Origin of the sequence: Spirulina sp. CS-785/01 (assembly GCF_028330525.1) — a bacterium.
In the GTDB taxonomy this organism is placed as follows: domain Bacteria; phylum Cyanobacteriota; class Cyanobacteriia; order Cyanobacteriales; family Spirulinaceae; genus JAQMSD01.
Genome location: NZ_JAQMSD010000302.1, coordinates 1 through 12972, shown reverse-complemented (window position 1 = coordinate 12972; position 12972 = coordinate 1). Strand labels below are relative to the sequence as shown.

The window sequence follows — 12972 nt, the reverse complement described above, 5'->3', positions numbered from 1 at the left end:
TCTTCTTGTTGCTGATTTTGGGGTTGTGGGTTGGAGGGGGTGGGACTGGGAGAGGGGGGGTTTGGGACACTGAGAGTGGTGGGACAGTTGTCTCGGTTGTAGTTGAAATTAACGGTGATGCGGTAGGGGGTGGGTTGTTCGACAGAAAAGGAGAGTCCTTGAAGTTGCGATCGCGCTTGTCGATCAAAAATCCAATACCCTGAACTCTGTAACCGACGAATATTCCCTAACCCCCCATTGGGTTGCGCGATCGCACCATACATCACCCGTCCCGACAACTTCCGCAAACAAGCATCTTCCGGATAATTCCCCGTAATCGACCGACTCCGGGGTTCAGCTTGACTCTGATTCGCTAACCAACGACGCTCATTTTCCTGCACCTCCTCCGGACTCGTATCTTCATCTCGACGACGCAAATCTTCCTGTAAAGGAAGAACCTCCTCCTCTGCGGTACGTCGTGCTAACAACTCCTCCTCAGACAAAAGAGGGCGATTATCCGAGTCTGAAATCGGAGAGGGGTCAGCATCCGGGGTTTCTCTCTCCTCCCTCTCCCGTTGCAGAGTCGGGGAGGCCACCCCAATCCGCGTATCTTCGGGAAGACGCGGTAATAAATCCGCCGGATTATCAGGATTTTCCAACTCAAAACGGTTGGTTTTATCAATACCAAAAATCGAGGGAGTGCGATTTTGAGGGGACGGAGTAGAGGTTTGAGGGGGTAAACGTCGGGCCCTTTGGCCCACAGACCGACGAGGAGCAGAAGGCCGAATCACCGTACGACTGCGATCGGGACGGGGGGGTAAATTAGGCGACGGTTCTACCGTAGGATAAGGATAGGCTTCATTGGGATTAGACCGACTAATTCTCGTATCAGGACGAGAAGGAAGATTAGGAGGTAAATCGGTCGTCGTCTCCGGAGAAGAAGACGGAGGAATTGTCACCGTTGCATCGGGGAGATTAGTCGGAAAATCCGGTAAATCGGCAATGGGAGGAGGAGATAAATCCGGTAAACGACCTAATTCTGCTTGAGACAGTTCGATCACTTGCACATTTTGAGGACGACCTTCACCCATCCCCACTTCAACCTCTGGGGCAAAATAGGGTAAAGTCGGGAGAGCGACCCCCACCACCGCATGAAGACTCACCGACGCAAAGGCCGCAATGGTCGTAGGGTGGCGAATTTGAGTAAAAAAGGCTTCGCGGAAAAGTTGCCAAGACATGGTTGGTCAGGGTTGCACGTGAATGATCAAAATGGAGAAGTAGCTTAATTTTAGCGTAGGGGAATTTTGCAGATCGGCATAAATTTGCTGTTCCGGCCAAGTCACCCGTTCTACCACCCAACTCCGTTCCAAAACCCCCCGTTTCTGGAGTATCGGCCAGATTTGGTCATACACCGACGCAACTTTTAATAACACCACCACCTCTGCCCAGTCTAACGCCCGTTCTAAATCGTGGACAGTATAAAGGGCTGGCAAAATCACCAAACGCTGTTTTTGCACCGTCAGGGGAATGCCTAACAAGGCCGTGGCCGCAGCAGGAGACGACACCCCAGGAACAATTTCAATTTTGACCTGGGGATGGTGCTGGTGTAGGGTTTGGGCCAGATAGGTAAAGGTACTATAAAAACTCACATCCCCTTCACAAGCAAAAGCCACCGTTTTCCCCTGTTGTAACACCCGCCAAACCCTCTCTGCGGCCTTCTCCCAGGCTTGGGTTAAGGTGACATTATCCTGCACATAGGGAAAATCTAGGGCTAATGTGGCTTGTTGGTTTTGTACCCAAGGGGCGATAATTTGTTCAGCCATTCCCGCCTTCCCCTTAATGCCTGCGGGAAAGGCCACTACATCGGCCTGTTGTAAATAGCGTAATCCCTTCACGGTGATTAATTCAGGATCACCAGTACCGACACTAATTCCGTAGAGCGTTCCGAGTTGCAATGCTTTTACAATAAATATTTTAAGTCTTTCACCAAGATAGCGGATGTGATGGTTGTACCGACAGTTATTGTGCCAGGATATTTTGCGAGAGGAACAGAATACACCGGGTTAGCGGCGATTTTGCGAGAGAAAGGCATTCCTGTGTCTATTGTGCCACTGAGGAAGCGTGATTGGATTCCCACCATCGGAGGCCGTTCTATTGTGCCGATTTTGCGGTTGTTGGACAAAACGGTAAAACAAGCCCTAGCCGAGCATAACGCAGAACAGGTGAATCTGGTGGGACATTCGGCGGGGGGTTGGATATCGCGCATTTATTTGGGGGAAAAACCTTATACGATACATGGGGATGTGACGGAGGATGAGGGGGTTTGGCATGGACGGGAACGCACGGCCAAGTTAATCTGTTTAGGGACTCCTCAAACCAGTCAAGAACGTTGGACGAAGCGGAATTTGGATTTTGTTAACCAGTCCTATCCGGGGGCTTTTTATCCCCAAGTGAAGTATGTTTGTGTGGCGGGTAAGGCGGTTTATGGTCAACGTCGTTTGGGTAGTTGGTTGGCTTATAGTAGTTATGAAATTACTTGTGGAGTGGGGAATTGTTGGGGGGATGGCATTACCCCGATTGTAGCGGCCCATTTAGAAGGGGCTGAAAATCTTACTCTGGAGGGGGTTTATCATTCTCCTCAGTCTCCAGGAAAATGGTATGGGACGGCGGAGGTGATTGAGGAGTGGGTTGGATATTTGGAGAATTAATAATTAGGGGAACAGAATTCCCTATTCCCTATTCCCTGTTCCCTGTTCCCTTGTTCACAAACAACAAAGAGAAATGGATATTCGAGAAAGTTTTAAAATGGCCTACCGGACTTTAATGTCCAACCGATTACGAACCTCTTTAACTATGTTAGGAATTGTCATTGGTAATGCGTCTGTTATTACCATGATTGGGATTGGACAAGGAGCGCAGAGGTTAGCGTCTAATGAGTTTGAATCCCTAGGCCCGAATACAATTTTTATTACACCGGGTTCAGAAGAAGCACAACGCACCACTTTTGATTTACCCAAAACGTTAGTATTAGAAGATGCCGAGGCGATTGCTAAACAAGTGCCTAGTGTGGAAGCGGTTGCCCCACAAATTACGCAACAAAGGGTTGTCACCTATCAAAATAAAAATAGTCAAATTCAGACAATTGGAGCAACGCCAGAGTTTTTAGGAGTTCGAGATTTTGAGGTAGATAAAGGGCGTTTTATTACAGATCAAGACTTACAAAGGAATGCTAGAGTTTTAGTATTGGGATCGGAAAGGGCGGACAAGTTTTTTGGTTCAAGGAATCCCATTGGAGAGGACGTTCGAGTGGGGAATATTAGCTTTGAAGTGGTTGGGGTACTAGAAGCAAAAGGGGCGTTTTTAGGGACAAATCAGGATGATGTGGTGTATGTTCCTTTAACCACAATGGCCAATCAATTGGTGGGAAGAACGTCTCCTTATGGCACAGAGGTGACGTTTATTTCCGTTTCGGCGAAAAATGAAGAGCGTATTAGTGCGGCGGCGTTTCAGATTACTAATTTATTACGACAACGCCATCAAATTACGGGGGCTGATGATTTTAGTGTACAGTCTCAGCAAGATATTTTAGATATTGTGGGTAGAGTGACCGATGGTTTAACGATTTTATTAACTGCGATCGCAGCTATTTCTTTACTGGTTGGCGGTATTGGTGTGATGAATATTATGCTAGTCTCTGTGTCGGAACGGACCCAAGAAATTGGCCTACGAAAAGCATTAGGGGCAAAAGAAGGGGATATTCTCAGCCAATTTTTAGTCGAGGCTACCATTGTGTCGGTAATTGGTGGCATAGTAGGGATAGGAATTGGGGTTTCTGGAATTACGGTGATCAGCCTCACCACCCCTCTCGCGTCGTCGGTGTCTCCCATGGCGGTGACGCTGGCCGTGAGTGTTTCAGGAGGTATTGGTTTAATCTTTGGGGTATTACCTGCAAGACGTGCCGCTAAACTAGACCCCATTGTTGCTTTACGAAGATTGTAATGGATTATTGATTACTGTTAAAAATGCAGCCCTCACCCCCCTACCCCCTCTCCCACCTTGGGCGAGGGGGAGTAGGTGTCTCTTACTGATTTGCACGTCACTATATGTGATATTAGGGAATAGGGAACAGGCAACAGGAAACAAGAGATTAGAGTATTTTTGGCTCACTTGAAGAAACCCAGTTTAAAAGTGTTTTAGCTTATGCAAGGAGATACGATCGCGGCAATTGCTTCGGCCATTGTCCCTAATCAAGGCAGTATTGGGATAGTACGGGTATCGGGACCTGAAGCGGTGTCCATTGCCCACAAATTATTTTCTGCCCCAGGACAACAACCTTGGGAGAGTCACCGTATTCTCTACGGTACAGTACGCCACCCCCAAACCCAAGCCCAGGTTGATGAAGCCCTTTTACTCCTCATGTTAGCCCCTCGTTCTTTTACGAAGGAGGATGTGGTTGAGTTTCATTGTCATGGGGGGATGATTCCGGTTCAACAAGTCTTGCAATTGTGTATTGAAGCGGGGGCCCGACTAGCCCAACCGGGGGAATTTACGCTGCGGGCTTTTCTCAATGGTAGAATCGACTTGACCCAAGCGGAGAGTGTGGCGGATTTAGTGGGGGCGAGATCACCACAAGCGGCACAAGTTGCGCTGTCTGGCCTCCAAGGGAAGTTAGCCAAACCCATCCAACAATTACGGCAAACTTGCCTGGATATTCTTGCGGAAGTGGAAGCGAGAATTGATTTTGAGGATGATCTTCCCCCTCTGGATGAACCACAAATTCGGCAAGAGTTACAGGAGGTTTTAACCCAAGTTGAGCAAATTTTGACCACCGCAGATCGAGGCGAATTGTTGCGGAGTGGGGTTAAAGTGGCCATTGTGGGGCAACCGAATGTGGGGAAATCTAGTTTACTCAATGCTTGGAGTCGCAGCGATCGCGCCATTGTCACCGAGTTACCAGGGACCACCCGAGACGTGGTAGAATCCAACCTCAATGTGGGGGGAATTCCTATTCAAATCCTCGATACGGCAGGAATTCGGGACACTAGCGATACGGTAGAACAAATTGGCGTTGCGCGATCGCGCCAAGCGGCCCAAAATGCCGATCTCATCCTCCTCACCCTCGATGCAACCCAAGGATGGACCGCAGCAGAAGCCGAAATTTATCACCATGTCCAACAGCGGCCCCTCATTTTAGTCATCAACAAAATTGATCTGGCCGCTCCCGACAGTATCCCTTATCAAGATCAATACCCTGTTGTTTATACCTCAGCCTCTCACCAACAGGGCATTGATCAACTCGAAAACGCCATCCTAGACTTATTAAATACCGGGCAATTAAACGCCGCCAACCTCGATATTGCCATCAACCAACGGCAAGCGGCCACCCTAACTCAAGCGAAACTAGCCCTAGAACAAGTGCAAGAAACCATCAACAATAATCTTCCCCTAGACTTTTGGACTATTGACCTCCGCAGCGCAATTCACGCTTTGGGAACAATTACCGGAGAAGATGTCACAGAGTCCGTTTTAGATAAAATTTTCAGTCGCTTTTGTATTGGTAAGTAGGGTTAGGTAATTGGTCATTGGTAATTGGTAATTGTAAGCGAACCATTATCAACTCTCAACTATCCATTATCAACCCTCAACTCTCAACTATCCACAGGTGCGACTCGTTCCATTTTTGCACCGAGTTCTAATAATTTTTGCTCCAATTTCTCGTATCCTCGGTCCAAATGATGTAACCCTTTCACCAAAGTTTCTCCTTCCGCCGCTAACCCGGCTAAAACCAGCGCAGCAGAAGCGCGTAAGTCTGTGGCCATCACAGGTGCGCCCGACAACATGGGGACTCCTTTAATAATGGCATTTTGTCCTTTGATGCGGATATCGGCACCCATGCGAACCAACTCCGCCACATGACGCATCCGGTTTTCAAACACCGTTTCTGTGATCACACCATTCCCTTCACTCAGCGTCATTAAGGCCATAAACTGGGCTTGCATATCCGTGGGAAAGCCAGGATACGGTAAGGTTTCAATATCCGTTGCTCGGAGGGGTTTAGGGATGACTCGTAGGCGGTTTAAGTCCTCCTGAATGACTTCTGGCCCCATTTCTTGTAATTTAGCGATAACCGGGCCAATATGGTCAGGAATGACAGGAGCGAGGCTAATTTCTGAGCCTGTAATTGCCCCAGCAATTAAGAATGTTCCCACTTCGATGCGATCGGGAATAATAGAATAGTCGGTGGTGTGTAAACTGGGGACTCCCACAATGGTAATAGTGTTTGTCCCGGCCCCACGAATTTTCGCCCCCATTGCTCGGCAAAAATTGGCTAAGTCCGCCACTTCTGGCTCTTGGGCCGCATTTTCAATAACACTTTCCCCTTCCGCTAACGTGGCCGCCATCATCAGGGTTTCCGTAGCCCCAACACTAGGATAGTCCAGATACATTTTTGCCCCTCTGAGCTTACCCCCCCGTCCTTGCACATCCGCGTAAACGATACCATGCTCAATGCGGACTTGTGCGCCTAGGGCTTGCAGTCCTCGCACATGAAGATCAACGGGACGGGCCCCAATGGCACATCCACCTGGTAAGGGGACGCGAGCAACCCCTAAACGGGCAAGTAAGGGACCGATAACGAAGAAACTCGCCCGCAGTTGAGACACTAACTCATAGGGAGCTTTGGAGGTGGTGAGGTTACTGGCATCAATTTCAATACTGTTTCCCTGTTGCGAAATACCTACGCCGAGAGCTTTCAACACTTGGCTCATGCGGCGAATATCAACCAGGTTGGGGACGTTGTTGAGACGACATTGCTGAGGACAAAGCAATGCACCGGCCATGAGGGCTAAAGCGGAGTTTTTCGCGCCACTGATGGTGACATGACCGGATAAGGGGTGTTTCCCCCAAATGCGGAGGGACTCCATTTCGCCTTCGGGGACGGTGGTTTTGGACTGAGGACTGGCTGAGAGATGAATGGCTTGGTTTTCCACAATCAATTAGGATTTACTAACGTTTATCGGTGTAATTTTTCGTTCTGATTGTACCTGAAAGAGTCCAAATGTCTAGGTATTTATCTAGGTTTCTGGAATTTAGCTCAAAGTTTTGGGCAAAATAGCGGATGTTGTTAGATTTTTTGGGGTTAAGCTCTCTCAGGAGAGAACAAGCGAATGATTTTGGCTCTTTTTCCCCCCTTGGGAAAAGTTTTTCCGGATGAGTTGCTCAATTTGTGATTTTCTGTAATAATAGTAAATTGCATTGCTTTTAAGCGGAACTGGCGGAATTGGTAGACGCGCTAGATTCAGGTTCTAGTGGGAGTTTATCCTGTGCGAGTTCAAGTCTCGCGTTCCGCATTTGATTTATTCTAGGGTGAAATCTCTAGACTGTATAGTAATTTCTCTGGGTAGAGCATTGTCGGTTCGGCCAATGTTGTACTTTCTGACTCGGTTGTGGGGGGTCGCATTTATGGTGATTACCAGTTTGCAAAATCCTCTGGTGAAGCGGTTGCGTAAGTTGCGCCAGTTGAAGGGGCGAAAAGCGCAGTTGCTCTATTTGTTGGAGGGAACAAATTTAGTGGAGGCTGTTTGCGCGGGGGAATATTTTTTAGAGACGGTTTGTTGTACGGAGGAGTGGCGGGGGCGGTATCCTCAGTTATGGGAGGCGGCCACGGCTTTGGCCGAACGGAGTGAAGTGGTTGCACCGACGGTGTTAGAGGCGATTGCAACAACGGTTCATCCGGATGGGGTAATTGCGACGCTTTCCCAAGCTAATTTGCCCTTAGCACCGCCGAAACAGCTATCTTTGGGGTTAGTTTTAGAACGAGTGCAAGACCCCGGTAATTTAGGCACAATGGTACGAACGGCGGTTGCTGCGGGGGTGGAGGGGTTATGGTTGAGCCAGGATAGTGTAGAGTTAGGCAATCCTAAGTTATTACGGGCTTCTGTGGGGGCTTGGTTTGGTTTGGGAATGGGGGTGGGTGAGGATTTAGCGGCGGTGGTGCGGCAGTATCAAGGGCAAGGGTTACGTGCGATCGCAACCTCTCCCACGGCTTCCAAAACCTACTGGGAGATGGACTGGACCCAACCCAGTCTCATTTTACTCGGCAATGAGGCCGCTGGACTCTCCCAAGAGTTACTGGCGGTGGCTGATGAACAGGTGAGTATTCCTCTTAATTCTGGGGTAGAATCGTTAAATGTTGCGATCGCAACCGCCCTCCTCCTCTACGAAGCGAAACGACAACGACAGGGCTATTAATCTTCATCTGAGTCTTCTAACCAGGCTTCAAAGTCTTCTTTTTCCTTCTCCCAAGCGGTTTTCTGAGTTTTTTTAGGGGCAGGAGGGTTCGAGGTCGTTTTTTGAGTAGGTTGAGGCCGGGTGTCCCCTCCGAGTAACTCATGTAACTCCTCTAGGGATTTTTCAAACTCCTGAGCAGCTAAACGACGTTCTGATTCATTGGAGTGCGTCATTGCTTTCCATTCATTAAGCGGACTCTAACCCTATTTTAGAGGGTTCTTTTTGCTCTATCCGGAGAGAAGGGGGGAGAGAAGGGTTGAGGGTTGAGGGTTGAACCACAAAGACACAAAGAACACAAAGGAAAGATCACGGAGAGGGGAGGGCGCGATTTTGTTATTGTTAGGGGTGAGACTTGCTTTGGGAACGGCTCTTGGCGTAGTTTGAATAAGGGTTCTTGGTCTCATCCACCCATTACCAATTACCCGTTACCCATTACCCATCACCCATCACCTAAACCAAAATGTCTAACGCTCAAAAGATTAATCAAGCCGTTGCTAAACTTTACGATACTTATCCTTTTCCTCCTGATCCCCTCTTGGATGAACCCCCACCGGGTTATAACTGGCGATGGAATTGGACGGCGGCTTATAATTTTTGTACGGGACGTAAACCGGAACGGCAGGATGTTCGGATTTTAGATGCAGGTTGTGGGACGGGGGTGGGGACTGAGTATTTAGTCCACCTGAACCCTCAAGCAACAGTGACGGGGATTGATATTAGTGAAGGGGCGTTAGAGGTGGCTAGGGAACGCTGTCGTCGGTCTGGGGCGGATCGTGCTACTTTTTATCAAATGACCCTGGAGGAGGCGGAAACGCAGCTAGAGGGGGAGTTTCAGTTGATTAATTGTGTGGGGGTGTTGCATCATCTCCCTGATCCGGTGAAGGGGATTCTCCCTTTGGCGAAGAAGTTGGCCTCTGGGGGGTTGTTGCATATTTTTGTGTATGCGGAGTTGGGCCGGTGGGAGGTGCAGTTAATGCAGGAAGCGATCGCGCTTTTACAACAAGACCGACGGGGGGATTATACGGATGGGGTGAAGGTGGGACGGGAGTTGTTTTCGACTCTCCCGGAGCAGAATCCTTTGGTCCAACGGGAAAAGGAACGTTGGTCTTTGGAAAATCAGAGGGATGAATGTTTTGCGGATATGTATGTTCACCCCCAAGAGGTGGATTACAATATTAAGACGCTGTTTGAGTTAATTGATGCGTCGGGGTTGGAGTTTGTTGGCTTTTCTAATCCCCAATTTTGGCAGTTAGAACGGTTGGTTGGTCAGTCTCGGGAGTTAATTGAACGGGGGAAAGGTTTATCAGATCGGGATTATTATCGTCTGGTGGAATTACTTGATCCTAAGTCTGTTACCCATTATGAGTTTTTCTTGGCGAAACCGCCTTTATCAAGCAGTGATTGGACGAGCGATCGCGCTTTTCTCCAAGGGATTCCTGAACTCCATCCCTGCATCGACGGTTGGGAAAGTCGCTGTCTTTTTAATTACAATTACGAAATTGTAAATTTATCTGAAACAGAGTTTACTTTTATGCAAAAATGTGCAGCGAATCCTGAGAAAACGGTAGAGATGTTATTAGAGGAATCTGGACTGGAGTTAGAACAAGCCAGAAATTTACATCAGCAACAATTAATTGTTTTAAGATGAGTTTTAGATATTGTTAAACTGAAATTGTGTTAAAACTTCCCCATCTTCCGATTAGGGAACAGGAAACAGGGAACAGGGAACAGGGAACAGTTGGTTCTTTGTCCTTCCCCATCTCCCCCACCTTCCCCATCTCCTCCATCTCAATTCTTCATTCTCAAAATTAACGTAATAACCCCTGCTGTCCGACTAAAATTTCTCGTAAGAGGGAAATAATCCCCACCCAGATAATGGGGGAAATGTCTACTCCACCGAGGGGAGGGATAATTTTACGGGTAGGACTGAGGAAAGGTTCAGTGGGAAGCGCGATCGCGTTTAACGGAAACCGATTTAACTCCACTTGGGGATACCAACTCAAGACAATCCGCAAAATAAATAAAAAGATCATCAGTCCTAATAACAGACTGACCCCTAAATTTGTCCAATCCATAGCCGTCATAAGCTCGTAAACTTTAAGTTTTATAACATCTTATTATCTAGTGTAACGTTTATGAGTTAGCTTGCGAACTGGACAGGGGACGGCCATCTCCCATTGTTTCAGTCTTGGCACAGGTCGTGGCCATAACGTAATATAATAGTCCCTGAGAATCCCTTAATTTCTCGTTAATTAACGTTTCAGTGTGTAAACCGCTAGTCTGTAAACAAGTAGTCTGTAAACAAGGTTAAAAAACAATGACACCCTCTTTAGCCAATTTCCTTTTAAGTCTCGCTGTGGGAGCAGTCGTAGTCGTTATTCCTATTGTTGTTGCGCTGGTCTTTATCAGTCAACAGGACAAAGTAACCCGTTCTTAAACGGTGGACAATCCTGCAAACCTCAGTATTACGAGGGATTCTCGTGGTACTGGGGTTTTGTGTACCTTGCTTTTCAAGCGGAAGTTGTAGAACAATAGGGAGATGGAGTCGTTATCCTAGAGATAGGACAATAGAGAACGGACGGATCACAGCGAGCAAAACAGCAATGGTCAACTTTGGATGGAACTCAGCTAGTTTATTAGGTATTTTCTTATGCGTTGCCGGGGCGGGACTTTACTTTGTACGCACCGTCCGTCCTGAATTATCGAGGGATTATGATATTTTTTTCTCAGCAGTGGGGTTAGTCTGCGGGTTTATCCTGCTGTTTTATGGATGGCGACTTGAACCGATTTTGCAGTTTACCCAGTTTTTACTGGCGGCCTCAACGTTATTTTTTGCCTTTGAAACCTTGCGCTTGCGGGGAATGGCCACAGAACAGGCGAAACGGAGTACCCCCATTGTAGATGACGATCGCCCGGTGAGTCGGTCTTATCAGGCGTATCGAGAGCCAGAGTATGATGAACTTGAACCCTACGAGGAACAGCGTTACAACCGTCGCCAACTGAGGGGGACTGAATACGAATCTGAACCCCGTCGCAGTCGGAAAACCCGCAGTAGTGATCCCCCCACCGAACGCAGCGAACGACGCACCCGGCCTTCTTCTCGGTCTTCTAGTTCTCGTCGTTCGGGGTATAGTGAGGCAGATCGGTATAGCGATCGCTACGATGAATGGGAAGACGATTGGGATAACCCCGCGAACCCCTATAATGAAAGGCGTTCCACCCCTCCCCCTCGTCCCTCTCGGACTCGTCCCGATCCCCGCAACTCTGATCCCCGCACAGAGGAAGATTATCCCCCGACAACAACCTCCCGCAGACGACGGCCTCGGCCCGACAGTAGTCGTCCCTCTGAACCCAGTCGTCGCAGTCCCACACGGGGGTATGAAGATGAAGAACCGGCCCCTTATGTGGATTATGTGGACTATAGCACGGTGGATGAGGAGGACGAGAGCATCTCCTTTGAGAAGGAAGATAACGGGAATCCAAAGCCAGATCGGGAGAATTTTGATCGCCCCGAGGACTCGGATTATCCGGAAGATTATCCAGAGGACTATCCAGAGGACTATCCTGAAGATGAGGAAGACTGGACTCCACCGAGACGAGGCGATCGCTTTGATTACTAAAATTACTATACCGGGGGCATTGTTCCCCCTTATTAGTTAGGGAATGGAGGGAGACCCCATTCCCTATGTCCTGTTCCAGCGTATTCATCTTGCCAGCAATCGGAGATCGCCTAATTCGGGCAAAAATCGGTCAAGGGTGGGGTAGTGTGTCGCGTTCCGTCCACACTATCCTTTTGCGCTGCATTTTTCTGTTCTCCGTAAGTCTTCTCGCTGCCTGTGGCAATCCCGAAGCACAACTGGGCCCCGTCACCCTGAACAGTCGCTACAACGATGAACAACCCGCGATTAGTGGAGATGGTCGCTTAGTGGCCTTTGTCACCAACCGGAAAGGGGGGTCTGAAATTGCCGTTTATGACTTAGATGAGAATAAATTTTTAGACCTACCAGGACTGAATCCGGGGCGGAAATTGGCGCAAAATCCCAGTTTGAGCCGGACAGGGCGATATATTGTCTATGTGGTGAATGAACAAGGACGACCCGCGATCGCGCTTTATGACCAAGCCATCAACCAATCCAAAATCCTCACCACCTCCTACCGCCATTGGATTCGCAATCCCCACATTAGTCCCGATGGTCGTTATGTAACCTTTGAAACCTCCCGTCGGGGACAATGGGACGTAGAAGTGTTTGACCGAGGCCCTGAAGTAGAATTAGATATTGCAGACGGCACACCAATTACCCCTTAACGGATGAGCGAACCCCGAACCAATTATGATAGTCCGTGGAAAGATGCGATCGAAGCACACTTTCCCCAATTTCTCGACTTCTTCTTCCCCCAGATATACAACCTCATTAACTGGGATGTACCACAACCCTATGAATTTCTAGAGTCGGAACTCCAACAACTTGAACCCGACGCAGAAATTGGCACACGCTTTGTCGATAAAATTGTCAAAGTTTGGCTACTCAGTGGAGAACAAGTTTGGGTCTTAATTCACATCGAAGTTCAACAAAAGAGCCGCGGGACTCCCCCACCTCGGAACAGGTGGGGGAGGAAAGCGGGTGAGTCGATACCGCTTCTCCTGCGGAGACGCTGCGCGAACGATGCGGCTGAGACTCACAACCTCTTAGGCTACGCATAGAC

Annotated in this window: 14 protein-coding genes and 1 tRNA gene; 10 read left to right on the top strand and 5 right to left on the bottom strand. The window is 48.6% G+C overall.

The features are described from left to right. Positions 1 to 1217, bottom strand: a 1217-nt coding sequence (locus tag PN462_RS20035; protein WP_272130608.1) for a TonB family protein, incomplete at its 3' end; no start/stop codon positions are given. Positions 1218 to 1223: 6 nt separating this feature from the next. After that, positions 1224 to 1934: a precorrin-2 C(20)-methyltransferase gene (locus PN462_RS20030; protein ID WP_272130607.1), complete on the bottom strand. Its 711-nt coding sequence runs from the start codon at positions 1932 to 1934 to the stop codon at positions 1224 to 1226. Positions 1935 to 1982: 48 nt separating this feature from the next. Here PN462_RS20030 and PN462_RS20025 point away from each other — a divergent pair, with 48 nt between their 5' ends. The 3 genes from PN462_RS20025 (at position 1983) to mnmE (ending at position 5544) form a co-directional block, all read left to right on the top strand. After that, positions 1983 to 2687 carry an esterase/lipase family protein gene (locus tag PN462_RS20025; protein ID WP_272130606.1) on the top strand — a complete coding sequence of 235 codons (705 nt, stop codon included), beginning with the start codon at positions 1983 to 1985 and terminating at the stop codon, positions 2685 to 2687. Between the two features lie 73 nt (positions 2688 to 2760). Next, positions 2761 to 3978 (top strand): ABC transporter permease, encoded by a 1218-nt coding sequence (locus PN462_RS20020; RefSeq protein ID WP_272130605.1) that lies wholly within the window; start codon positions 2761 to 2763, stop codon positions 3976 to 3978. Positions 3979 to 4179: 201 nt separating this feature from the next. Beyond that, positions 4180 to 5544 (top strand): tRNA uridine-5-carboxymethylaminomethyl(34) synthesis GTPase MnmE, encoded by a 1365-nt coding sequence (gene mnmE / locus PN462_RS20015; protein ID WP_272130604.1) that lies wholly within the window; start codon positions 4180 to 4182, stop codon positions 5542 to 5544. 83 nt (positions 5545 to 5627) lie between these two features. Here mnmE and murA read toward each other — a convergent pair whose 3' ends face one another. Further along, positions 5628 to 6902 (bottom strand): UDP-N-acetylglucosamine 1-carboxyvinyltransferase, encoded by a 1275-nt coding sequence (gene murA / locus PN462_RS20010; protein WP_443029237.1) that lies wholly within the window; start codon positions 6900 to 6902, stop codon positions 5628 to 5630. Positions 6903 to 7243: 341 nt separating this feature from the next. Between murA and PN462_RS20005 the strand changes: the two genes are divergently transcribed. Together PN462_RS20005 and PN462_RS20000 are read left to right on the top strand one after the other, a co-directional pair. Further along, a tRNA-Leu gene (locus PN462_RS20005) sits at positions 7244 to 7328 on the top strand. A 115-nt stretch (positions 7329 to 7443) separates the two neighbouring features. Further along, positions 7444 to 8229, top strand: coding sequence for a TrmH family RNA methyltransferase (locus PN462_RS20000; protein WP_443029236.1), 786 nt, complete (start codon positions 7444 to 7446; stop codon positions 8227 to 8229). Here PN462_RS20000 and PN462_RS19995 read toward each other — a convergent pair. Then, positions 8226 to 8441, bottom strand: coding sequence for a hypothetical protein (locus PN462_RS19995; protein WP_272130601.1), 216 nt, complete (start codon positions 8439 to 8441; stop codon positions 8226 to 8228). The two genes, PN462_RS20000 and PN462_RS19995, sit on opposite strands and share 4 nt — an antisense overlap. A gap of 287 nt (positions 8442 to 8728) precedes the next feature. On the opposite strand from PN462_RS19995, the gene PN462_RS19990 reads away from it, so the two are divergent. Continuing rightward, positions 8729 to 9916 (top strand): class I SAM-dependent methyltransferase, encoded by a 1188-nt coding sequence (locus tag PN462_RS19990; RefSeq protein ID WP_272130600.1) that lies wholly within the window; start codon positions 8729 to 8731, stop codon positions 9914 to 9916. A 160-nt stretch (positions 9917 to 10076) separates the two neighbouring features. On the opposite strand, the gene PN462_RS19985 is transcribed toward PN462_RS19990, so the two are convergent. After that, complete coding sequence (locus PN462_RS19985; protein WP_272130599.1) at positions 10077 to 10352, bottom strand: YggT family protein; 276 nt, start codon at positions 10350 to 10352, stop codon at positions 10077 to 10079. 233 nt (positions 10353 to 10585) lie between these two features. Between PN462_RS19985 and psbX the strand changes: the two genes are divergently transcribed. From psbX to PN462_RS19965, 4 genes are all read left to right on the top strand, one after another. Further along, positions 10586 to 10705: a photosystem II reaction center protein PsbX gene (psbX, locus tag PN462_RS19980; protein ID WP_272130598.1), complete on the top strand. Its 120-nt coding sequence runs from the start codon at positions 10586 to 10588 to the stop codon at positions 10703 to 10705. A gap of 166 nt (positions 10706 to 10871) precedes the next feature. Then, the gene (locus tag PN462_RS19975; RefSeq protein ID WP_272130597.1) at positions 10872 to 11888 is read left to right on the top strand and encodes a Ycf66 family protein; all 1017 of its coding nucleotides are present in this window, start codon (positions 10872 to 10874) and stop codon (positions 11886 to 11888) included. Between the two features lie 89 nt (positions 11889 to 11977). Then, positions 11978 to 12574 (top strand): TolB family protein, encoded by a 597-nt coding sequence (locus PN462_RS19970; RefSeq protein ID WP_272130596.1) that lies wholly within the window; start codon positions 11978 to 11980, stop codon positions 12572 to 12574. A gap of 3 nt (positions 12575 to 12577) precedes the next feature. Then, the gene (locus tag PN462_RS19965; RefSeq protein ID WP_272130595.1) at positions 12578 to 12970 is read left to right on the top strand and encodes a hypothetical protein; all 393 of its coding nucleotides are present in this window, start codon (positions 12578 to 12580) and stop codon (positions 12968 to 12970) included. Positions 12971 to 12972: the final 2 nt, after the last annotated feature.